The organism is Pontibacter toksunensis, from assembly GCF_042686245.1.
In the GTDB taxonomy this organism is placed as follows: domain Bacteria; phylum Bacteroidota; class Bacteroidia; order Cytophagales; family Hymenobacteraceae; genus Pontibacter; species Pontibacter toksunensis.
This window is the reverse complement of record NZ_JBHUOX010000016.1, coordinates 68,736-89,653: the sequence shown is the minus strand read 5'-3', so window position 1 is coordinate 89,653 and position 20,918 is coordinate 68,736. Positions and strand designations below refer to the sequence as shown.

Sequence of the window (20,918 nt, the reverse complement as noted above, 5' to 3'; positions counted from 1 at the left end):
GGTTCATTCAAATACCTGAACCTCTACTTTACGATCTAACGGGTTTTCTTTTTTAGAAGATTTTTCATCGCCCAGATACTGCGTGCTGATACGTTGCTTCGCTATTCCCTGGTCTGTCAGGAAACTCTCCAGCGCCTCTACCCGCCTGCGACTGAGCGCCAGGTTGTAAGCAGGATTTCCGGACTGGGAAGTATGGCCGGTGAGCCTTACTTTCATGTCAGGGTTTTCCTGCAGCGCTTTCAGTACCTGGTTTAAGTCCCGGAGGCTTTCGGCCGGAACACGGTAGGCGTTGATGGGATAGAAAACAGAGGTGGTATAGCCTTTCGGCGCCTCTTCAGGTGCGGGTGCGGGCGCTGGTGCCACCACCACCGGGGCAAGAACCGGAGCAGGGGCCGCATTCGCTTGCTTCAGCAGGGCCAGTTCCTGTTCGTACTGGTTCAGGCGCTGCAACATGCTGTCGTTGAGGGCGGCCTGCTGCTGCAGGTACTGCACCATGCTGGTGTCTACGGCCGCCGCTGGTCCTGACACAAGGGTGTCTCCGCTCGTTTGCGGCACTGCCTGTAGCGAATCTATCCTGCTCCGGAGCCTCCTGTTCTCTGCATTCACGGCATTTATCCGGAGCCGCTCCTCCCGAAGCTGCGCTGCATCCGCAGTTCGCACAGCGGCAGATCTGGTCTCTGAAGGTATGTATACATTCCGCTCGACAACGCGTGCTGTTTCCGAAGCCCGGGCAGGCGCAATTTCCTGTACGCTCTCCTGGGTTCTTCTCTCTGTTCTGACTGGGGCAACCTCCTGCGTTCTGACAGGTGCCCTTTGCTGTGCTCTGGCTGGGGCTGCTTCCTGTGTTGTAATGGGAGCTCTTTCTGTGGTAGTAATGGTTGTTGTGGTGATAACAGAATCCTGCGTTTGCACCCGCTGTTGTGTTGCCACTGCAGGCTGTGTTTGCGCTGCCGGCTCCCCTGCTACCTCCACCCTTTCCCGCACAGCAGGGGCAGGCTGTATGGTAGTGTTGCCCACTACTGAATCAAGACGGATAATGGTGCTGGCGGAGGAAATTGTTTTCAGGTCTCTTGTAGTAGTTTCCTGAGCCTGGGCCGGCTCAATAGGTACTAAGCGGTGTCTCATTATCTGTGCCAGGGCACTACTGGTATCTGCATCCGGCGTAGTGCCGGTAGTTGTGGGAGCCATGGCCGGCGATTCAACATTTCTCTTTGTAATCACTGTCGGTGTAGGCACCGTTTCATTTGGTGCGATGACAACCTGCACCGGCTTAGGCTGTATCTGCAGCATCATTTCCAGCTCGTTCTGCCTCGGCTGATTTGGCCCCTCCACTGATTGAAGCAAAGCCACATTATCTGCATAAAAACGGGGTGCCTTGAAAGTGGACTTCTTAAAGCCGAAACTATAACCAAGCGTAAAACCTGTATGCAGAAAGGCACTGTTATACTCGTTCTGCTCCAGGTCAGGCCCCTGCAGGTGGGCATCTGTCAGGTAAACCGCTTCTGTTTGCAGCGCCAGTTGCCAGCGTTCCGCTAATCTGAATTTAAGGCCAAACCCCAGGGGGATAGCGGGCACATAACGCGATTCTCTCGTGATGGCTCCACTGGAAGTTTCGAGAATGCCAAGGCCGTAACCAGCAAAAACATAAGGTGCCACCAAGGCAGATGAGTTCAGCAGCCAGCCGTTGTCGGTATAGAAATAGGCCCGCAGCGCCGACAGGCGCACGTCTGTGGTAAATGGGTTCTGCTGCAGATCATTTCCGCTTACTTCCCCGAAGGAATAGCTCGCCGATAGCCCGAAGCTGTTCCCGATATGGCGGGTTAGCTCCAGCCGGTAAAGCTGGCCGTTGTCTGTGGTAAAATAGTCGGAGGAGCTATTGTTGTCGTTCAGGTACCTGGCAAAGCCAGTATAGCCGCTCAACTTCCAGTTATACAGGTCGTGCTGCGCAAATGCCACCTGGCAACTGACCAGGAGCATGCATAGAGTTAGAAACTTTTTCATGGCTAGCGGCTTAAATCGGCCCAAACATTAAGCTCCAGGCTCAGGCCCACAAACGGCCTGACATACACCCGGTCCACGTTAAAGTCGGAGATGGTGTTGGACCCCTGGTCGCTTTGCAGCACGGTAGCTCCCGCATTAATGCGGACAAAAGGAAGTGCCCTGTAACCAAGGCCCACATACACAGGGCGCCTCACCACTGGACCTGTGGCTACATTATCGTCGCCGAACTCCAGGTTCGTTAAAAAAACACCGGCCGAGATGCTGGTTCTGGCCCAGAAAGCAGAAGTAAATGGTGCCCGGCCAAACGGAATGGAAATGCCGGCATAGGGCGCGGTAGCCGAAGAGAAGTTATCGAAATCGCCGGAGTAGTATACCCCGCCGTAGCCCGCGTTAAGTGCTATCACGTTCCTGGTTTTCTCGGTAGCGTAGTCTGTTATTTTTTTACTGTCTGTCAGCACCAGCAGCTGGGCGTTGGCATACTGCGCTACTTCCTGGTTCACCATCACCTTCAGGGCCTCTATCTGCTCCTGCGCATACTTCAAGCGGAGCGTCCGCTTATCGTCTCCTTCTCTTGACAGGATATTTAGCCGGGCTTTCTTTAGCCGCAGTTCGTTTATCTGCTCCAGCTTGTCCAGCACAATGTCAGAGAAGCCCCTGAAGTCATAGTTTATCTGGTTCCGGTAGAGTCCCAATCCCTGGTTTACAATCGCGTTCATGTCACTGCGCAGGTTTTTGGGGTGCTTGCGTAGTTCTACGCTGCTTCGGCTCACCACAAACGACTGATCGATATAGGAATTCAGGGCGGAATTGAGCTGCCTCAGGAGTTGCTGTTGTTGCAGGGCCGAGGCGGGCGTGTAATAGTTCAGCACCAGGGTATACTTCTCGTTTCCGCGCAAGGGATAATTAATGGGCAGTGTAAACATGGTTTCGGTGCTGGAGGGGCGTTTCTTCCAAGCGTTCTTATAGAGCGGTTCTTTGTTTGTATCAGCGGAGCCATAGATAAGGACTTCCACCAGACCCACATTTCTTCCGGCCTCCCCGGTGAGTAGTATATTGCTTTCGGCAGGCAGCGGCTGGCCTTCATTAAAATAGGTTCTGTCGTAGTTAAAGACCACTGTCTCGTACTGGGCAAGCAGCGGGTAACCGGACAACAGTAAAATGAACAATAGGTAGAATGTTTTCATTTGGTTAGTTTTTTAGTGTAACAAATAGCGTAGCATGGTGCTACAAATGGCTCTGGTCAGGTGAGCGAAGATGCTCACTGGCATCTTGTAAGGCTATATAGAATAACTCTACCTTAGAGGAACAAGGCTTTTAGAACAATGTTTTAATAAAAGCTATATTCAGATAGACTGTTTCAACCGTTCCCCTTGGTCCTGTACAAATCATGTTCCTGTTCCCAAATCTTAAAACATGGAATTTTACTTTACCTTCTGGCAGCGCTGCCATCAATAAATCCTTTTGTGGAAAGGAAACCGCAGCTCGTAAACCATGATCCTGCACTTCGCTTCCAGTACAGGTTTTATAAAGGCACTCATGTTATAGTATGGAGCGTCTCATAAATTAGAGGGAGCATGAGGGTGCATCATGCAGCTAATGGATTTCCGCCAGAATGAGTAGCCAATACAGGAACCTGATGAATTGATTACCAGGTAATTCCTGTAATACCCGTGACGTTACGCTGGTGTTTTGCGTCAGTGGAAGAGAGAATAGAAACAACAGCGAAGTACGCTGCCCGGCTATAAATAGACCTATTTGTATACGTGCTTTTTTACCATAGGGTAACCGATAACAGCAGGTATAAAGTGCAGGGAGAGAAAGGCTGCTTTGTATGAATCCAATGGGTGAGGAAGCTTTCACCAACCCGACAGGCTAGCTTATTTTGCACTTCCATAAACAGATACCTTTCTAATATACATTTCTTTGTTTTTACATATTAGTTTTTATATTTACATATATTAAAACCTATATATTAAAGTACAGGGAACTATGGCGCTATAACAGCAACACCACATGTTAGAATGCAAATCAAAAAAAGCAAAAGCCATACATATAACTAAATAATTTTATACTAACAGCATCTATGGAAGTTTGCGTGACAGATCAGGAAGGTGTCACAAAGAATATTACTTAATCGCGGATGCCTGTTGCGCCTAGCCTGATAACAGATAATGTAACCAACCTTTATAATTTTAGCCCCATGAGAGTATACAACTATTCCACCAGCGACATTGAATCAGAAATGGTGATAAACGCCCTTCAGAAGTGCTATGAAAAACTTTTGACAGCAGCCAACAAAGCCGATGCAGATGGCAAAGAGTACATCAACCACGCGGCCAGCTCTTACAAAAAGCTACACGAGAAGTATAAAGCAGCTTACGAGAAGCAGGCATTAGCAGAAGTAGCTGAGGCAACTGATAAACTACACGTAGCTTAGTATATTCCTTATTCCCCTGCGCTAGCCTACTGTTAGGCAAAGGGCGCAGGCCCTGCATTGCTAAAAGGCAGGCTCCGCCTATCAGCAATGCAGGGTCTTTCTTTTAATTGCTTATTTGATAGACCTGTTCAGATTAGAGCATACATTCAACTACACACTCCTGGCAGCGGGTGCAGGAATGGCTCTTAGCAGAATTTCCCCTCCTGCTGAGATGGATAGCTGGTTCTTACCTTTCATGGTTGCAGGGCAAAGTCTTATGTCTACGGTAAACAGCCAGGCGTCTGCATCTTCTTCGAACCTCCTGGTTTAAAAGCTTATCTTTCTGCCTGTCGTTAAAGCGTATATCCCGAATACTTTTCTACTGTCTGCTCTTCAATTTAACCCATACTTCCTGTATTCATAAGACAGCTACCTGAACTGAGCCTGCAGGCTGAGGCTTTTTTAAATAAAACTTTCCACCAGGAAGCACCGCACGGGTACAACAGCTCCTGTTATTCTTTATATTGTCACATAAATTCCTTCCTGTTTAAACTTATTCAAGCACCATGAAAACAGCTTTTCTTGTACTCTTATTTTCACTTGCTGTGGCCTTTGCCTCTAATGCTCAAACCCAAAAGGGAACAAAAATGCTTGGCGGCAGTGGATTTGTTCTGCTTGATGAAGGTATAGATATTTACCTGGTGCCCAATGCAGGTTACTTCATTGCCGACGATGTAGCCGTAGGTGGTGGTGTGGAGTTATATTATGCCCGGTATGACCCTTTCCGCTATATGGCAGTAGGCCTACAGCCGTTTGTGCGGTACTACTTCGGGCCACCGACTGCCCGGACGCGGTACTTTGCACAAGTAAACGGCGCAGTGAGCTATCGTAATGACAAAAACATGGATGCTGTAGAAGACATCTCGCACAACTATACCAGCAACTCTGTTGGGGCGGGCCTGGGCGTGGTTTATTTCCTGACAGAACAGGTTGGCGCGGAAGCAAGACTCTTCTACGAAAATGAGAAGTATAATGCTGGTCCCCGCAATGGCCGCCTGGGCCTGCGCTTCGGTGTACAGATCCACCTCCCGGGATCTGCTGAGTAGCAGAGACGAGTGTTGCGCCAAATTAAAAATCAAAAATGAAGAATTAGAAATAAGGACTTAAGTGCTTCTGCTTATCATATTTACAGCAAGCCCTGATTCTGGAAATTAAATTAGAAGAGCACGAGTCCTGCTGATTCCTGATTCAGTATAATCTGGGTATAAAGGCTGACTTAAAGAGAAAAATGTTTTACCTATCCCAGTGACAGGAGCCAGGCTTCTGCGTCCGCATCTTCTTCAAAGGTTCTTATCTCAAATGTATGGTCTATGTGCTGTATAAGGGTTTCGATAGTAAGCGTAGCATAGATGCTGGAGGGCACCACCTGCGCCAGGTACCTTAAGCCCGCCGCTCTCATCCGGGGCGCCCATTCAGTTTCGGCCCATTCCAGTGCCATATCCCAGGAGCCAATGACTTCTTTGTTACTGTTGAGCAGTTTCGGGCAAGACTGCTCCTCCATCATATCCAGCAGTTTATAGCCTCCCTCCTTCACCGTCTCCACAGACTGCACCCCAAACCACTGCGCATACAGAAAGGCGTTGCCATCTGTTCTGCTGGCGGTGAAAAACACATTCCCGAATACTTTTTTTAACGTTTCCTGCTCTTCCATTTAACCTGTATGCCTCTTAAGCCTATGCCACTTACGAAGAATTGTATTTTTAGGCTATTTCCGAAGGAAATTTTATGTGAGATAACATTATATTTTTATATTTGAATGTTCACTTAAACCTTTTAATATCCCCCATTTTTCATGAAACAAATTTATACTTTATTGTTCCTGGTGCTAGCCAGCGTGGCTTCTTATGCCCAGGAAGTTGACTCCATGAAACTGGAGATACAGCAGATTGAAAACTCGCTACAGTACCAAACCGGCACCATCAGCTTAAAAGACGGACTTGCCACCATTACAGTACCACCAGGCTTCAAGTTTCTGGATGCAGAGCAGGCAGAATATGTGCTGACAGAGCTGTGGGGCAACCCGAAAACGGAAACGACGCTGGGGATGCTGGTGCCGGAGCAGTATGGGGTACTCGACTCGAACAGCTGGGTTTTTAACGTAGAGTTTGATGAAATCGGGTATGTGAAAGACGATGACGCCAACGACATTGACTATGCCGACCTGCTGAAGACGATGCAGGAAGAAACACTGGAAGAAAACACAGCGCGTACGGCCGAAGGATACGACCCCATCCAACTGATAGGCTGGGCCTCCACCCCTTACTACGACAACGAAAACAAGATCCTGCACTGGGCAAAAGAAATCAGGTTCGGGGAAGCAGACGAGAACACGCTAAATTACAATGTGCGGGTGCTGGGGCGCAAAGGCGTGCTGGTGCTGAATGCCATTGCCGGTATGAACAACCTGCCCGAAGTACAGAAAAGCATTGCCACTGTAACGAGCAACGTAGCGTTTGAAAACGGCCACAGTTACTTCGACTTTGACCCAAAAGTGGACGAAGTAGCCGCCTGGACCATTGGCGGACTGGTAGCAGGAAAGATGTTAGCCAAAGTAGGCTTCTTCGCGCTGCTGCTGAAGTTCTGGAAAGTAATAGCGCTATTTGTGGTAGCGGGAGGCTCGGCCGTTATGAAATTCCTGAAGCGCAGAAAAGAAGCTGCACCAGCAGAAGAGATTCCTGTTGCATAAAAATAGTGTTGTCAATAAAAGTAGTTAAAGCCACCTTCGCCTGAGGGTGGCTTTGCTGCTTTTAAGCACTTCTGCTAGTGCTTTTGAACCGCTAGCACGAACTTTCTGACTTCGCAGCTTTACCTCTTGTATGAGTGAAGGTTCGAGCTGCAAGCTTGCACCAGTTAGGGATTCGCTTAGTAACATACACTATATTTATGAACAGGTCAGTCAATGGTAATTAGTTGAAAGGCATGAGACACGCTGAACACTTTTATTTTCATGATACAGCTCTAGTAAAACACTTGCTTCCTATTTTTCTATATTTATGATGATATAGAAAGCAGCTATGATAATTGATTTAGATAAAGGAATAAAGGGTCTAGTAATTCATCACCAACCTATAACAGAAGTTCAACTCAAACGACTGTTATTGATCTTTGATGAAGTGTATTTCACACCACCTAGTGATAATTTATTCTTCTTAGAGAAGGGATCAATTTGTTATTCATACTATCCTGACAAGAATGGTGTTGCAATCTATAGTATGAATGGCTTTGATATGTTACATCATTACGCAAATGTACCATCACCTGAAGTTTCTGAAGATAAATTAAGAGTAGCTACAATTCATTCCTACGGAGGCTCAGAGAATACACGTGTAGGAGCTTATCAAGCTGTCGTTATGTCCGACATCTTGCCCCTATTCAATGATAAGGCGTATTCAAAGGATGAGGATGCCTTATTAAATAAATTTGAATTAGCGCTTAAAAGAGACTTATTAAAAGTTTTAGACTATAAGAACTCAGACTTTTACATGCGCAATAGCATTGCTTTAAAAATAGCCTATGATAATGATGCTATTGATAAGCGTGCAGCTTCTTTTTTAGCACCTTTATTAGTTAAAAAGAAAAGGGAAGATAATAAGATGTTCATTCCAAGCCCTTCATTCCCAAAAATGTATGGTGTCAATATATTTCCAGGTACTAAATACATTGACTTGTTTCCTAAAGAAAATAATAGATTATATGATTATAACAGACAGTTCTACTCTATTATAGCGAGAGTCAATAAAAAGTTGGCTCTTTGTGGAGAACATGATCTTGTACCAATATTTCTTGATCAGCACATATATAATTTCTTTAATTACAAAGTCGAAAAATCAAAAAAGAATAAAGAAGAAGGTGTAAATGCAGAGTGGCAGAAATCATACAACATTCCTTTGTTTAACTTAAGCCAGATATCAATTCAAGCCTCAGACATACACATCTCTGATAGCGTTTTGAGAAATTTGACTATCCCAGAAATCGTATCATATAAAGAGAGATGTTTACTTAACCTGTATAGATTAAGAAAATCGTTCATTAATGACTTAAATGAGATTATAAAATCTGATTATGGATTATCATTTGATAGAGAGGTCGATAAGTTCATGCATAGCAAAATTATTCCAGATTTAAAAAAATATCAAAGAGCACAAGCAGACACTTTACAGAAAATAGTAAAAGGAGCTATTACTTTTTCCGTTGGAGCTGCTACTAGCCATTTGGGAACTATACAAGGTTTATCACCTAATTTAATCGCCCTGTTAGGAGGTACTAGTCCGTTATTTTCAGAAGCTTTACTTCAACTATCTGATAAGGTAAGAGATCGAAGGAGAAAACAGTATGAAAATACTTTTGCCTATTTCTTGAAATTAAAATGATTAGTTTGTCTGCACTAGAGAGGTTTTACAACTCGTGCCTATAACTTCTAGACAGCTTCACCTCTTGATATAAAACATTAAGTTCGCACTAGCAGGAAGTATTAGACAACCTGTTACTACTTCAGTACCTTACACCTTCTATTTCAACCAAAACACTACTTCGTTGACAGGAGTAAAAATGCCTGGAGCTTCGAGGCAGAAAAGCCAGCTCTCGATTAGGAATGAAAATAGACGTAACTGATTATCAGAAGATACTGAACCAGATTCAGCAGGAACTCTCCGGCACAAAAGTAACCGGAAGGGTAGCGTCCTATGTACCTGAACTGGCCAAGGTGCCGGCAGACAAATTCGGAATGCACCTCTATAACCTGGAGGGCGAAAGCTTTTGCTTCGGCGACAGTGACGAGTGCTTTTCCATCCAGAGTATTTCGAAGGTATTCTCCCTGGCGCTGGCTATGAAAATGATAGGCAATACACTGTGGAAGCGGGTTGGGGTAGAGCCATCGGGCGCCAAGTTTAATTCACTGTCGCTGCTGGAAGACAATTTCGGTATCCCCCGAAATCCGTTCATCAATGCCGGGGCACTGGTGGTGGCCGATGTACTGGTGTCTTATTTCAGCGACCCTAAGGCGGCCTTTCTCACGTTCCTGCACGAGCTAACCGGCAACGACACCATCACCTACAACGAGACTGTGGCTGCCTCTGAGAAGTCGGAAGGCTACCGGAACTTTGCCATGGCCAATTACCTGAAGTCGTTCGGAAACATGAAGAACGATGTGGAAGACGTGTTGGACTTTTACTTTCACCAATGCTCTATCACCATGTCCTGCAGAGAGCTGCCGCAGGCCTTTATCGTGTTTGCCAACCAGGGCCAGTTATTGGGTTCGGACCGGCAGTTCCTGACTGGGCAGCAGGTAAAACGCATTAATGCGCTCATGCTCACCTGCGGCTTTTACGATGAAGCAGGCGAGTTCAGTTTTGAAGTAGGCTTACCTGGCAAAAGCGGCGTTGGCGGCGGTATTGTGGCCGTGCACCCGGGGCATTATGCTGTAGCCGTCTGGAGCCCGCCGCTAAACCCCAAAGGCAATTCAGAACGGGGCATGGCCTCCCTGGAAAGACTGACGACGCTCACAGGTTATTCCATTTTTTAGTAATGCATGCTTTCAGGCCTCCTGTAGCCTTTCGCTGGCGGGATCCTGCTGCTTATAACTTTCAATATAATCCATAAAAAGGGTGATAGTGCTAATTTCTGCACCACCACCCCTTTTGACTTGCATTTACCGGGCACACACTTACTCTAAAAGAGTGGCTAGTCGTTTCTATCTCTCGGAGTAGTGGTTATATTGTTGTTGGTGTCAACAGTAATATCATACTCATAGCACTCACTCATCTGAACAACCTCCTCACGTACAGCTTTGTCTACTGCGATAGTAAAGGTTATTGCACCAGCGGCATAATTTCTAAAATCTGAAGTTGCTCCTGCAGGCACATTATTGAGGTTCTCTGTGTTGCCTCCAGTTGTTTTTATCTGTACGCTTGCCTCTTTCGTGCCATTGTTTATTATCCTGGCACGTGGCTGTTCCCCGTCACACTTGTCACAACTGCTGAATGATATAGAAATCACACATAGCGTTAATATTTGGAAGAGTTTATTCATTTGCTACCTTGTAAATTTTGTTGGTTATAAAATAATGTCAAAACTAGTCATTTTACATAAACAAATCTATATATTTAAAATAAACAATTTACACATTTCAATTTGTTGCTTATAGCACAACAATGCTTGTTTAAATTATATAAACTGTTAATAAATCATAGTAGCACCCTAATTTATAAAGTTACATTATCCAATATATCTTACTCTTTTCGTAATATACTTGTAGCTCTCCCCTTCGTGTAAGAGTTTTCTTTTCAAGTGCTTTTTTGCGCCGTTTTCGCAAAGGCTGTAGCGTTTCGTTGTTGGTGAAAACACCAACAACGGCAAACTTTAATCCTGCACTAAGCCTGAAGGAAGCTTGCTACTCCCCTTGTTCTAAAATTTCGAAGCAACCGTCAGCAGCAAGTATGGCACTGTTGGTTCATACCTTTACCTTTTCTTTCTAGCTGTCCCGCTGGCAACACCAACAGTACCAGCCACAAACCCGCACGTGCAACTACTGTCTTAGCGCTGTAGCCTTCTTTTGCAGCAGAAGCGGCGCATTTTGCAAGCCCGCACCAGCAAATGTGTCTAACTTCAACGGGTTCTCCCCGTTTAATAAAGCTGTAAGCATAAAGAGGCCGTGTAAAGCTTTACACCCTCCGTTAACTCAAACAAATAAACGAACTTATGAATTATACAGAGAATTTTGAAGGCATCAAGGTAGATGTACAGGCAGTAGACATTTCAATATCAGATGATGTGCAACAGCATATCCGCAATTCTATTTCCAAGCTAAAGCGCAACGGCACCAGAATAGACTCAGTGGATGTTTACCTTAAGGAAGAAACAAACCATGCGACTGACACCCGAAAAGTAAGCATGCGTGTGGGTGTACCCGGCAATGATGTTTTTGCGGAAGATAGAGGTGACAACTGGTATGAGTTACTGAAAAGCGTGGAAGAGAAGCTAAAAAAACAACTCGAAAAGCGCTAACCTGATAAGAATATTTTAATGAAAGCGTCCCGCTGCTGGCCAGGAACTAACCTGCGCCGGCAGCGGGACGTTTACATTTTAGCCTGTACTGATGCGGGTAGAAGTACCCGCAGTGGCAACAGAACGGTTCAGCTACTTCAACAAAGAAAGGCTACTGTGCCGCCGGCTTCTTCTTCAGGTCCTGCTGAAACTTTTGCAGTTGCTTGTCAATCTGCTTTTTATCACCTACCACCACCAGGGTCATGTCGTTTGGCCGGATGTACTTTTCAGCGGTTTCCTGCACCTGCTGCGGAGTAACGGCATGGATACGCTCCACCTGGTTTGTCAGGAAGGAATCGGGCAGTTTATGCAGGTCCAGGAAGTTAAGCTGGCTTATAATGCCGCCTGGTGTGGAGTTGCGCAGCACAAACAGGCCTGCCTCATAGTTCTTAATGCCCTGCAGTTCTTCTTCTGACGGTGGCTCCGTGCGCAGCCTGTCTATTTCGTACACAATCTCCTTCAGGGAATTGCCGGTGTGCTCAGTTGTCACATCGGCTATCTGCGCCCAGTCTCCTACCTTGTAACGCTCCGACACAACACTTCTGGGCGAATAGGTATATCCTTTATCTTCCCGGATGTTGCGGGTAATGCGCGAGCCAAAAGAGCCGCCCAGCAGGGAGTTGGTAATGCGGAGGGCCATATAATCCGGGTGCGAAGGGTCCACAACCGGCAAGCCCATCACGATTGTGGATTGTGGCGCACCGGGGCGGTCGATTACGATCATATCTGATTTTGTAACCGGCTCCGCAACAGGTATCTCTGGTGCCGGCCCTCTTTCCATCTGGCTGAGCGAAGAAGTAATGGCTTCCTTCAGGGCACCAGTATCAAACTGGCCAGCCACATACACATCAGTGCGAGCCGCTCCAAACTGCTTTTGATAGAAATCACGGACCTGCTCCAGGGTAAAGGCATCGATCTCCTTGTCAGTGGGCAGGTCGCGGCCGTATGGATGATTGGGATACAGCGCGCCCCTGTACTTGCTTTGTGCCTGCGTCCCCGGCTGCGCCCGTGCCAGGTTCATCTGCCGCTTAAAGTCATTTTTAATGCGCTCCAGCTCCGACTCCGGGAAAGCAGGCTGCTGCAGTATGTCTGCCATCAGCCGCACCAGCTCCGGGCCATACTCAGAAAGCGCATCGCCATACAGTATGGTCTGGTTCGGACCGATGCTGATGTTCAGGGCACCTCCCATCCTGGCAACCTCTTCGGCAATCTGCTTTCCGTTGCGGGTGGCGGTGCCTTCTTCCATCAGCTTCCCAACAATATCAGCCAGGCCGTTCTGGTTCGGGCCTTCGTGTACGTTGCCCGCCTCTACCACCATACTTACCGTTACTTTGGGTATTTTGCCGTAAGGCACCAGCGTAGCCGATACGCCATTGGGCAAGGTGAACTCCTGCTTTTCCGGCAGGGTAAAATTGCGTGGAGTTCCTCCCTCCGGCGGTGTCTGTTTTTGTGCTGTGGCAGGAATGGTACTGCATGCCACCAGCACAGCTATTGCGAAAGAAAGTAGTTTATTCATAGTCTGATGTCTTTATATCTGTGCCTGTGGGTTAACAACTAACACGGTTCGGTTTGTAGGGCGCAGGTACTCCTGCAGGGTGCGCTGCATGATCTCCGGCGTTATTTTCCTGAACTCTTCCTCCAGTTCGTTTATGCGTTCCGGGTTGTCATCGAACAGGGCAAAGCTCGCCAGCAGATCCGCTTTCCCGAAACCGCCGCTCATCTGGTCGTAGAGCGAGGAGCGCATTTTCACGATGGCCCGGTCCAGCAGTTCCTGGCTGATGCCATTCTCCTGCAGCTGCTGTATTTCCTGGTCCAGCACGCTCACAATAGAGTCTGCTGACACGCTTTTATCGTGTATCAGGCTGCCCATCCACAGCATAGGCCCGTTGTAGTTGAACATGTTCCCCAGGAAGGCATTAATGCCGCCATCCACAGAGCCCGCATAACCCCGCTCCTGCACCAGCGCCTGGTACAGGCGGCTGTCGTTGCCCTGCAGCAGGATCTGGTCCAGCAGGCCCATGGCATAATATTCCGGCGTGTTCTTTTCCGGCATATGATAGGCAAAAGCCAGGGCAGGGCGGTTTGCCAGTTTGTCGTCTTTTGTAAAGCGCTGCTCTTTTTCCTGCCGTGGCTCCTTCAGATCAGGTATAGGGGGCACCTCAGAAGACTTAATGTCTCCAAAATACTGCTGAATCCATTCCTTTGCCTCTTCTATTTCAAAATCGCCTACCACTACCACCACAGCGTTATTCGGAGCGTAATAGGTGTCGAAGAACGACTTCACGTCCTCCAGGTTGGCGGCGTCCAGGTCCTCCAGGTCGCCGTAGAAGTTGTGGGCGTTATACCAGTTCTTGTTCGCATACTGGGGCATGTCCAGCCAAGGAAAGCCACCGTACGGTTGATTCAGCACGTTTACCTTCACCTCGTTCTTTACCACCCCCTGCTGGTTTGTCAGGTTCTCCTGCGTAATGTTGAGGCCCCTCATCCGGTCTGCTTCTGCCCAGAGCACAGTCTCCAGTTTATGGGCTGGCACAGTTTCAAAATAGTTGGTGAAGTCGAACCGGGTGCTGCCATTCAATACGCCGCCGTTTTTCTGCACAAGCTGGATAAACTCCATCTTGCCCAGGTTATCTGACCCCTGGAACATCATGTGCTCGAACAGGTGCGCAAAACCGGTGCGGTCTTTTGGCTCTACCCGGAAGCCAATGTTATAGTACACAGCCACCGTGGCAACAGGGGCAGTCTCGTCAGGCGACAGCACTACTTTCAACCCATTGTCCAGTTTGTAATATTCTACAGGAACTTCAAATACAGGAACAGCAGGCAATTCTGAATCAGTAACTTCCTTTTCTGTCACTGTTCCAGCAGTGGCTGTAGCATCGCCTGATACTGTTGGGGCCGTTTTCTGGCTACAGGAAGCCAGCGCCACCCCCAGCACCAGCGACAACAGGGAGTACCTGAGGGCTTTCAAGTGAAGCGTGTTTATTTCCATAAATAACTCGATTAAGGTTAGGACTTTGATTCTTACTGATACACAGCCTTATACGGCACAAACCCGGAATGATATAAGTTTCACCATAGAATTAATTCAAATAGTATAAGTCGTAATATATTCACGATTTTAAACTGCACCCACTCCTACCCCTGCGAGGCTACTCCCCGGACACAAGGTTTTCCTGCCTCAGGTTATTTACCTGGAGCACGAAGGGGACAGTGTTTTTACCTGCGCGGGTATGAAAACTCATAAAAGGCGGGTATGGCAGGCAGGACCGCCGGCACTACCCCAGGCGCATTTCCCCATACCTGCTACACCCAGTAGGATTATCCGTATACAGCTTAGCCGCAACTGGTACAGCTGTGACAGATTACATCTTGCCTGGATGATGTAACATGGATACACCGAAAGAAATCATGTATAACCAGAACAGTATCGTCATTGTCACTATCCTGTTTTTCCTGATCCTGCTGGCGCATGAGGCAGGCTACCGGTTGGGCCACTACTACCAGAGCAAGACGGATACAGATGTAAAAACGCAGACAAACACCATACAGGCGGGCACTCTGGGTTTGCTGGCACTTATACTTGGCTTTACCTTTAACATGGCGCTGCAGCGCTACAACAACAGGAGCCAGGCCGTTATACACGAGGCAAATGCCATCGGCACTACCTTGCTCAGAACCCAGCTCCTGCCGCAGCCCTACGATACCGTGACCCATGCCTTGCTCCAGCGCTATATTAACCTGCGCCTGGGTGTGAGCAACTCAAACGATGCCTCAGTTATGGAGAAACCGCACCTGGATGATGAGACAAAGAAACTTCAGGGCGACATCTGGATAAACGCGGTAAAGGCGGCGCGTATTGACCCGCGGCCCGTAACCACAGGCTTTTTTATCACCTCGCTGAACAACATGATTGATGCGCAGGGGGAGCGCAACGCCATGCTCCAGCTGCATGTGCCGGAGGTTATTTTGTTTCTTTTATTTATAGTCTTCATTATGTCCGGGGCCTTGATGGGCTACGGCAGCGGCCTGGGAAGAAAGAGAACCTTTATCCCGGCCATGATGATGACGTTCCTGATCTGCCTGGTGGTCTTTATCATCATCGACCTCGACAGGCCCAAAAGAGGCATCATCAAGGTAAATCAGAATATCATGTTTCAGCTAAAGGGCGACTGAAAGGCGGAGATATATAAATCCAATTGCTGCTGATAATCAGGAACGCAGTATGCGTTTGTAACTGATGCCTGTACGCGCTTTTTGCTTGCGCCTACGCAGCTGTACATAGGAGTGATAACATTTTTCTGTCTAAGCTGGCGTAGCAACAGTTTAGACAGCGACATCAAACCTACTGTTTTATTGTGCTACTCTGTGCTCTCCAGGCTGAGGGGCCTCGTCCTGGAGTATTATACCTTCTGAACGATTCGCTCAAGCTCAAAACGCGCATTAGCGTAATTTGCTTCAACTGGTGTGTATTAAAGCTGCTGTCGTGCTGCTGTTGCTAATTTGTTATACCTGCCACATCAGGAAAGAAAGAAGCACAGGCTTGCCGCTTGTGCTTTTTAGGGTTCATTGAGATTGGTGGGTAGCCTGCTGTACCCGAAGCTACTTGAACAGGAGGTTCATTTTAACTCCTGTTCTGCCCTGCACCGTCACCTCTGTTTTACCAGGTTTGCGGGTTATAACTATCTCATCTTCTTTCAGCGATAAATGAGGGTTTTTTTTAATGACAAAGGCCTTTATTTCCGCATCGGTCATGTCTTTGGCAGGAGGCACTTCTCCAGGTTGGAGGTATTTTATCTGCTCCTGGACATGGGTCACGCGCTTGCCGTCCTTCACTTTCAGATCCACTCCAAATGCTTCGCCCGCCTCATCGGTTATGCTGGTGTTTATCTTTCGCTCCCCATCCTGGCCGGTTGTTACTTTCACAGCCAGGTTATGGATACCCTGCGCCTGCAACTGCTCCTGTATGCTCTTTTCCAGTGCCTCATTTGAAATACCGGTCGCATCCATTTCTATTTTAAAAAAGCTCTCCAGGGCCGCGGCATACAATGGTTGCGATCTTGTATGCGTAACCGGCGACACGGTTAAACCAGAGACACCTTTTATTCCGGCCAGGCTGTTCCGGTAGCTTTGCAGCACAGCGGGATCAGCATCCGGCACAGTAATAGAATAAGCCAGGTAGCTGTTTCCATTCAGGTTTATTTCTTCTACCAGAAGTGGTCCCTGCTGCAACCAGCTGATCTGTTTCATAGCATTTACAGCGGCTTTGTCATCGGCCTTCACTTCCCAGCGCAACACCGTGGCAAGGGGTTCCTTCACCTCTACCGGGTAATTGCAGGCACCCACTACCAACAGTAGCGCCAGCACGATGTAAGCCATCCTGAACTTCAGGCCAGCGAGACGGACATGCATCTTTTCAGGGATGGAGTGGCTGACAGTAGCAGGGTGTTCACGGTGGCGCACCCAGTGTGATGTTTTAGAAAAGGAATTTGAATGATCGGTATTCCGGATGGTTTGCCAGTACGCTTTCATTTCAGCGCTAGTATTATCGGCGGCCGAGGTAGGCTGCGGCAAGTTTTTCTGTTTCATGGTTTAAATCTCCTGTAAGCATGGGGGTTAAACTTCTTTTTTTTTCAGCGTCTATGACAGACGTCTTCAGCTTCTGCCGCGTCCGGCTGAGCCGCGATTTTACTGCCGACAGGCTCTTCTCTTCCTGTATGTCGGCGATTTCCTGTATGGAGAACTCCCCTATCTCGAAAAGTAAGATGGCAGCACGTTCTTTTGGTTTCAGTTCCTGCAAGGCCAGCAACAGAAGTGCCTGGCGCTCGTTCCCGGGTTCTTCTTCAAACACAGCGGGCAGTGGGAGTTCTTGGTAAGGGGGGCCCAGTGGCAAAAACCGCGACCAGAACTTTTTCCGACGCTGGGTATAAAAAGTGCGGGTAATGATTTTAAAGTACCACGACTTAAACTTGTCCGGCTCCCGAAGATGAGAGGCTTTCTCCAGGGCACTTACCAGCGATTGCTGCAGCAGGTCCTGTGCCTCGTGCGGGTCGCGGCACAGCGCCCGGCAGTACTGTAGGGCATCGCGGTAATGTGGCTTTAACAGGCTTAAAAATTCTTCCGGATTTCCTGGCATATGCTTTTGGTTTAACATTCATGCATTAGACACAGCACAAGGCAAAAAGTCGCAGTTTCTAACAATTATTCTATGTGAGATAAATCAGTAAAGCTTTAGATACTGCTTAAGCTGGTTCTACCACTGGCGCAAACATGCAGTTCGTGCCTCCTTTCCATTGCACAACCAAAACGCTTTCACCAGAAAAGCTTGGCTACAAGTATATAGGGCCACCTCCACAAACATTACGCTACAGCAGGTAGAAAAGCGTGAGGGAAGCCCCTTTATATATTGATTCCTGTATTAAAAGCTCCGGTATTCTGTATAGAAAAAGCTTGCTTTCACCCAGACTTTTTGATAGTACACGCAATATGCCCGCTACCCTTTTTAAAGATACCAAGATTACATTATCTTATACAAGGTATTAGTTATCAACACCTTAACTAAAAATTACTATGGACAAGAGAAGGAGTTTCGCTTATCTTCTGCTGCTCTCAGGTATTGGCCTCTTTACGCAATGTACGGAAGCACGCACTGAAGATCGCATGCAACAGGCTGCAGTAAACCCTGTCGTTCAGGAGGGTCCGCAGCAGAACAAATACGGCGGGTTTGAGAGCCAGATAAAGTATGGGGAGCACCTGGTGCTGATAGCTGGCTGCCATGACTGCCACACACCAAAGAAAATGACGGACAAAGGCCCGGTGTTGGACTTTTCCTTAGCCCTCTCAGGGCACCCTGCTAAAATGCCACCGCCCGACATTGACCGGCAGGAAGTACAGAAAAAAGGACTTGCCGTTACGCAGACTTTAACCTCCTGGGTAGGCCCATGGGGTATTTCTTTTGCAGCCAACTTAACTTCTGATAAAACAGGTATCGGAAACTGGCAGGAGCAAAACTTTATTTATGCCATTAGAGAAGGCAAAATAAAGGGAATGGAGAACGGCAGGCCGATACTGCCCCCCATGCCCTGGGATATGTACCGTAACATGACCGACGAAGAGTTGAAAGCAATTTTTGCTTACCTGAAGTCTACCAAGCCGATACGGAATGTAGTTCCGGCTCCTGTGCCGCCCGTTGCACAGGCTTCTGTTAAATAACATACACGCGCGTATCCATACCCACTGGTGGTGGTTCTCTGCAACGGTTGTTTTCCGCTGCCAGTCTCGACTTACTTAACGTACTCTGTTACGAACACCTGCTCCCCGATAGCAACTGAACATGCCAAAAGCCCGTGTTTTTAGTGCGGGGTAAATTAAACTTAACATCTTTTAGCGTTTGACAGTGAAATTGTTCCCGTGCACAAGAATACCAGCACCAAGTTTACATGTTTAACATACTGCAGTTGCCTGTAAAAGAAAACAGCCGTTGACTTCAAACAACGGCTGTTTTTTATGAGGGAATCAGGTGCTCTAGTAATACCTATCCTGCAAATAGCTGCGGCGGTTGGAGTCGAGCCAGCTGTCTCCGCTGCTGTCACGGTCGCTCTCATACCTGCCCCTTGTGCCGGAACTTCCTGAATAGCCTGTGCCGCTATTGTAGTCCCTGCCACTGTAACGGGAGCTTCTGTCATAGTCTCCTTCTCCGAAATAATTTTCCCGGTCATTTCTTCCTCTTCTGTAGTCATCCCTGCCGGAGGAGGAGTAGCGGTCGGAGGTGCCATAGCGCTGCCGCATGTTACCATAGTCCCGGCTGCTGTCACGGTCTCCTCTGTCATAGTCCGGGTTGCTGCTGTAACTGTCGCGGCTGAAGCTGCCACCGTTATACCTGTCACGGTCCCGGTCGTTCCGCTGGTTGCCGGAATAATCTCCGTAGCCTCGGCCTTCTCTCCTGAAACGCTCATAGGCATCACCCATATCGCCCTCGTGGTAGGTGTGATCCATGTGGTGCCGGTTACCGCCCCTGTGGCTTTGATATTCCTGCTCGAAGGTGTCCGTTAAATTTCTGGCGCTGTGGTAATGCTCATCATTCCTGTTGTAGCCCTCATAGCGTCCGTAGTCATGCTCGTAGTCGTTCCGATCTCTGTCTCGTCTGTTCATAGCTCTTCATTAGGTTTAGTTACAAATTACTTCCCTATATAAACGGTCGTTCACCTTTTGGGGTTAATTCCAGCACGGACCCCTTACCAGTGCCAAAGCAGGGTGCAAAGCCCTGCCCCTTTACGACAGAACAGCAGCGCCTGGAGTAAACCGGCATACCGCCGCCTACACAGCACCCCGAACGAATGAGACTTTCACCTAATATGCTTACCTTTGCCTGCCAAATTCTTTTTAAACAGAGTTAATAGAGTAGTCACCCATGATCAGGAGCTTTTATATACAGGGAAACGAGCTGTGCTGGGATAAGAATCCTGACAATTTAAACACCGATTGCCCGGGTAGAACTATTTGGATTGACTTGCAGGGGCCTACACCGGAGGAACAGAAACAGGTCGAGGATTTCTACGGGATAGAATTTTTCACGCCACAGGAAGCTGCGGAGATTGAGAGCAGTTCCCGCTTTTACGAAGACAGTACCGGCTTTGAGGCAAACAGTGCTTTTGTGGTGAAGGAGGGCACGTCTTATAACACGAGGCAGGTGTCATTTATTTTCAAAGATGACATTCTTTTCACACTCCGGCACGGTGACTTAAAGTCTTTTGCCGAAACAGTGCGCAAACTCAAGACCTTCACGACCACCAACAACAAAGCACTTCAGATCTGGCTGCTCCTGCTCGAAACCCAGACCGACCTGGATGCTGACTTTATTGAGTTCCTGTCACGCTTCACGAATAAAGTCAGCCGTAAGCTGGTGAAAGAACGATCCATTGAAGAGGAGGTACTTATCCAGATAACGGAGCTGCAGGAAAATACCATTCTCATACGTGGCAGCATCGTGGATAAGCAGCGCCTGGTTTCTTCTCTGCTGAAGAGCTTCCTGGTAAATGAGCCAGAGAAAGAACGCCTGCGTATTATCCTCAAAGACATTAACTCCCTGCTTCAGCACACGCAGTTTAGCTTTGAGCGTCTGGAGTACCTGCAGAATACCTTCCTGGGTTTGGTGAACATTGAGCAGAACCAGGTTATCAAAATCTTTACGGTGGTAACCGTTGTATTCATGCCCCCTACCCTCATTGCCAGTATCTACGGAATGAACTTCGAGCACATGCCCGAACTGGAGTGGACATTCGGCTATCCATTTGCGCTCGTGCTCATGGTCATTTCATCCATGGCATTCCTGTGGTACTTCAAGCGGAAGAAATGGCTATAGAGAAGGCTTTTCCGGGCCTATAGCACCAATATCCACCAT

18 protein-coding genes are annotated in these 20,918 nt (G+C 47.8%); 9 read left to right on the top strand and 9 right to left on the bottom strand.

The genetic code is table 11. The annotated features are described in order from the left end of the window. Nucleotides 1-3: 3 nt before the first annotated feature. Both ACFS7Z_RS18830 and ACFS7Z_RS18825 read right to left on the bottom strand, forming a co-directional pair. Nucleotides 4-2,001, bottom strand: coding sequence for an OmpA family protein (locus ACFS7Z_RS18830; protein ID WP_377487851.1), 1,998 nt, complete (start codon nucleotides 1,999-2,001; stop codon nucleotides 4-6). Nucleotides 2,002-2,003: 2 nt separating this feature from the next. Continuing rightward, complete coding sequence (locus ACFS7Z_RS18825) at nucleotides 2,004-3,185, bottom strand: hypothetical protein (RefSeq protein WP_377487849.1); 1,182 nt, start codon at nucleotides 3,183-3,185, stop codon at nucleotides 2,004-2,006. Nucleotides 3,186-4,201: 1,016 nt separating this feature from the next. On the opposite strand from ACFS7Z_RS18825, the gene ACFS7Z_RS18820 reads away from it, so the two are divergent. Next, the gene (locus tag ACFS7Z_RS18820; protein ID WP_377487847.1) at nucleotides 4,202-4,438 is read left to right on the top strand and encodes a hypothetical protein; all 237 of its coding nucleotides are present in this window, start codon (nucleotides 4,202-4,204) and stop codon (nucleotides 4,436-4,438) included. A 545-nt stretch (nucleotides 4,439-4,983) separates the two neighbouring features. After that, entirely contained in the window at nucleotides 4,984-5,523 is a 540-nt protein-coding gene (locus tag ACFS7Z_RS18815) for a hypothetical protein (RefSeq protein WP_377487845.1), read from the top strand. 191 nt (nucleotides 5,524-5,714) lie between these two features. Here the strand turns inward: ACFS7Z_RS18815 and ACFS7Z_RS18810 are convergent, their stop codons facing one another. Next, complete coding sequence (locus ACFS7Z_RS18810) at nucleotides 5,715-6,128, bottom strand: hypothetical protein (protein ID WP_377487843.1); 414 nt, start codon at nucleotides 6,126-6,128, stop codon at nucleotides 5,715-5,717. A 141-nt stretch (nucleotides 6,129-6,269) separates the two neighbouring features. On the opposite strand from ACFS7Z_RS18810, the gene ACFS7Z_RS18805 reads away from it, so the two are divergent. The 3 genes from ACFS7Z_RS18805 to ACFS7Z_RS18795 all read left to right on the top strand — a co-directional run bounded on the left by ACFS7Z_RS18805 (nucleotide 6,270) and on the right by ACFS7Z_RS18795 (nucleotide 9,998). Next, on the top strand, nucleotides 6,270-7,163 hold the full coding sequence (locus ACFS7Z_RS18805) for a DUF2167 domain-containing protein (RefSeq protein ID WP_377487841.1): 894 nt from the start codon (nucleotides 6,270-6,272) through the stop codon (nucleotides 7,161-7,163). A gap of 328 nt (nucleotides 7,164-7,491) precedes the next feature. Next, nucleotides 7,492-8,847, top strand: a complete 1,356-nt coding sequence (locus ACFS7Z_RS18800) for a hypothetical protein (RefSeq protein WP_377487839.1) — start codon at nucleotides 7,492-7,494, stop codon at nucleotides 8,845-8,847. Nucleotides 8,848-9,068: 221 nt separating this feature from the next. Next, entirely contained in the window at nucleotides 9,069-9,998 is a 930-nt protein-coding gene (locus ACFS7Z_RS18795; protein ID WP_377487837.1) for a glutaminase, read from the top strand. A gap of 158 nt (nucleotides 9,999-10,156) precedes the next feature. On the opposite strand, the gene ACFS7Z_RS18790 is transcribed toward ACFS7Z_RS18795, so the two are convergent. Continuing rightward, a complete protein-coding gene (locus ACFS7Z_RS18790) occupies nucleotides 10,157-10,471 on the bottom strand; it encodes a hypothetical protein (RefSeq protein WP_377487835.1) in 315 nt (104 codons plus the stop codon). A gap of 702 nt (nucleotides 10,472-11,173) precedes the next feature. Between ACFS7Z_RS18790 and hpf the strand changes: the two genes are divergently transcribed. Beyond that, entirely contained in the window at nucleotides 11,174-11,479 is a 306-nt protein-coding gene (hpf, locus tag ACFS7Z_RS18785; protein ID WP_377487833.1) for a ribosome hibernation-promoting factor, HPF/YfiA family, read from the top strand. 151 nt (nucleotides 11,480-11,630) lie between these two features. On the opposite strand, the gene ACFS7Z_RS18780 is transcribed toward hpf, so the two are convergent. Further along, nucleotides 11,631-13,034 carry a M16 family metallopeptidase gene (locus ACFS7Z_RS18780; protein ID WP_377487831.1) on the bottom strand — a complete coding sequence of 468 codons (1,404 nt, stop codon included), beginning with the start codon at nucleotides 13,032-13,034 and terminating at the stop codon, nucleotides 11,631-11,633. A gap of 12 nt (nucleotides 13,035-13,046) precedes the next feature. Beyond that, nucleotides 13,047-14,510, bottom strand: coding sequence for a M16 family metallopeptidase (locus ACFS7Z_RS18775; protein ID WP_377487829.1), 1,464 nt, complete (start codon nucleotides 14,508-14,510; stop codon nucleotides 13,047-13,049). 398 nt (nucleotides 14,511-14,908) lie between these two features. On the opposite strand from ACFS7Z_RS18775, the gene ACFS7Z_RS18770 reads away from it, so the two are divergent. Next, on the top strand, nucleotides 14,909-15,694 hold the full coding sequence (locus ACFS7Z_RS18770) for a bestrophin-like domain (RefSeq protein ID WP_377487827.1): 786 nt from the start codon (nucleotides 14,909-14,911) through the stop codon (nucleotides 15,692-15,694). 426 nt (nucleotides 15,695-16,120) lie between these two features. Here the strand turns inward: ACFS7Z_RS18770 and ACFS7Z_RS18765 are convergent, their stop codons facing one another. Further along, nucleotides 16,121-17,107, bottom strand: a complete 987-nt coding sequence (locus ACFS7Z_RS18765) for a hypothetical protein (RefSeq protein ID WP_377487825.1) — start codon at nucleotides 17,105-17,107, stop codon at nucleotides 16,121-16,123. After that, nucleotides 17,064-17,654: an RNA polymerase sigma factor gene (locus ACFS7Z_RS18760; protein WP_377487823.1), complete on the bottom strand. Its 591-nt coding sequence runs from the start codon at nucleotides 17,652-17,654 to the stop codon at nucleotides 17,064-17,066. Before ACFS7Z_RS18760 ends, ACFS7Z_RS18765 begins: the two co-directional genes overlap by 44 nt. 434 nt (nucleotides 17,655-18,088) lie before the next feature. Between ACFS7Z_RS18760 and ACFS7Z_RS18755 the strand changes: the two genes are divergently transcribed. Then, complete coding sequence (locus tag ACFS7Z_RS18755; protein ID WP_377487821.1) at nucleotides 18,089-18,730, top strand: c-type cytochrome; 642 nt, start codon at nucleotides 18,089-18,091, stop codon at nucleotides 18,728-18,730. Nucleotides 18,731-19,042: 312 nt separating this feature from the next. On the opposite strand, the gene ACFS7Z_RS18750 is transcribed toward ACFS7Z_RS18755, so the two are convergent. Then, nucleotides 19,043-19,669: a hypothetical protein gene (locus ACFS7Z_RS18750; protein WP_377487819.1), complete on the bottom strand. Its 627-nt coding sequence runs from the start codon at nucleotides 19,667-19,669 to the stop codon at nucleotides 19,043-19,045. Nucleotides 19,670-19,928: 259 nt separating this feature from the next. Between ACFS7Z_RS18750 and corA the strand changes: the two genes are divergently transcribed. Then, nucleotides 19,929-20,879 carry a magnesium/cobalt transporter CorA gene (corA, locus tag ACFS7Z_RS18745; protein ID WP_377487817.1) on the top strand — a complete coding sequence of 317 codons (951 nt, stop codon included), beginning with the start codon at nucleotides 19,929-19,931 and terminating at the stop codon, nucleotides 20,877-20,879. Nucleotides 20,880-20,918: the final 39 nt, after the last annotated feature.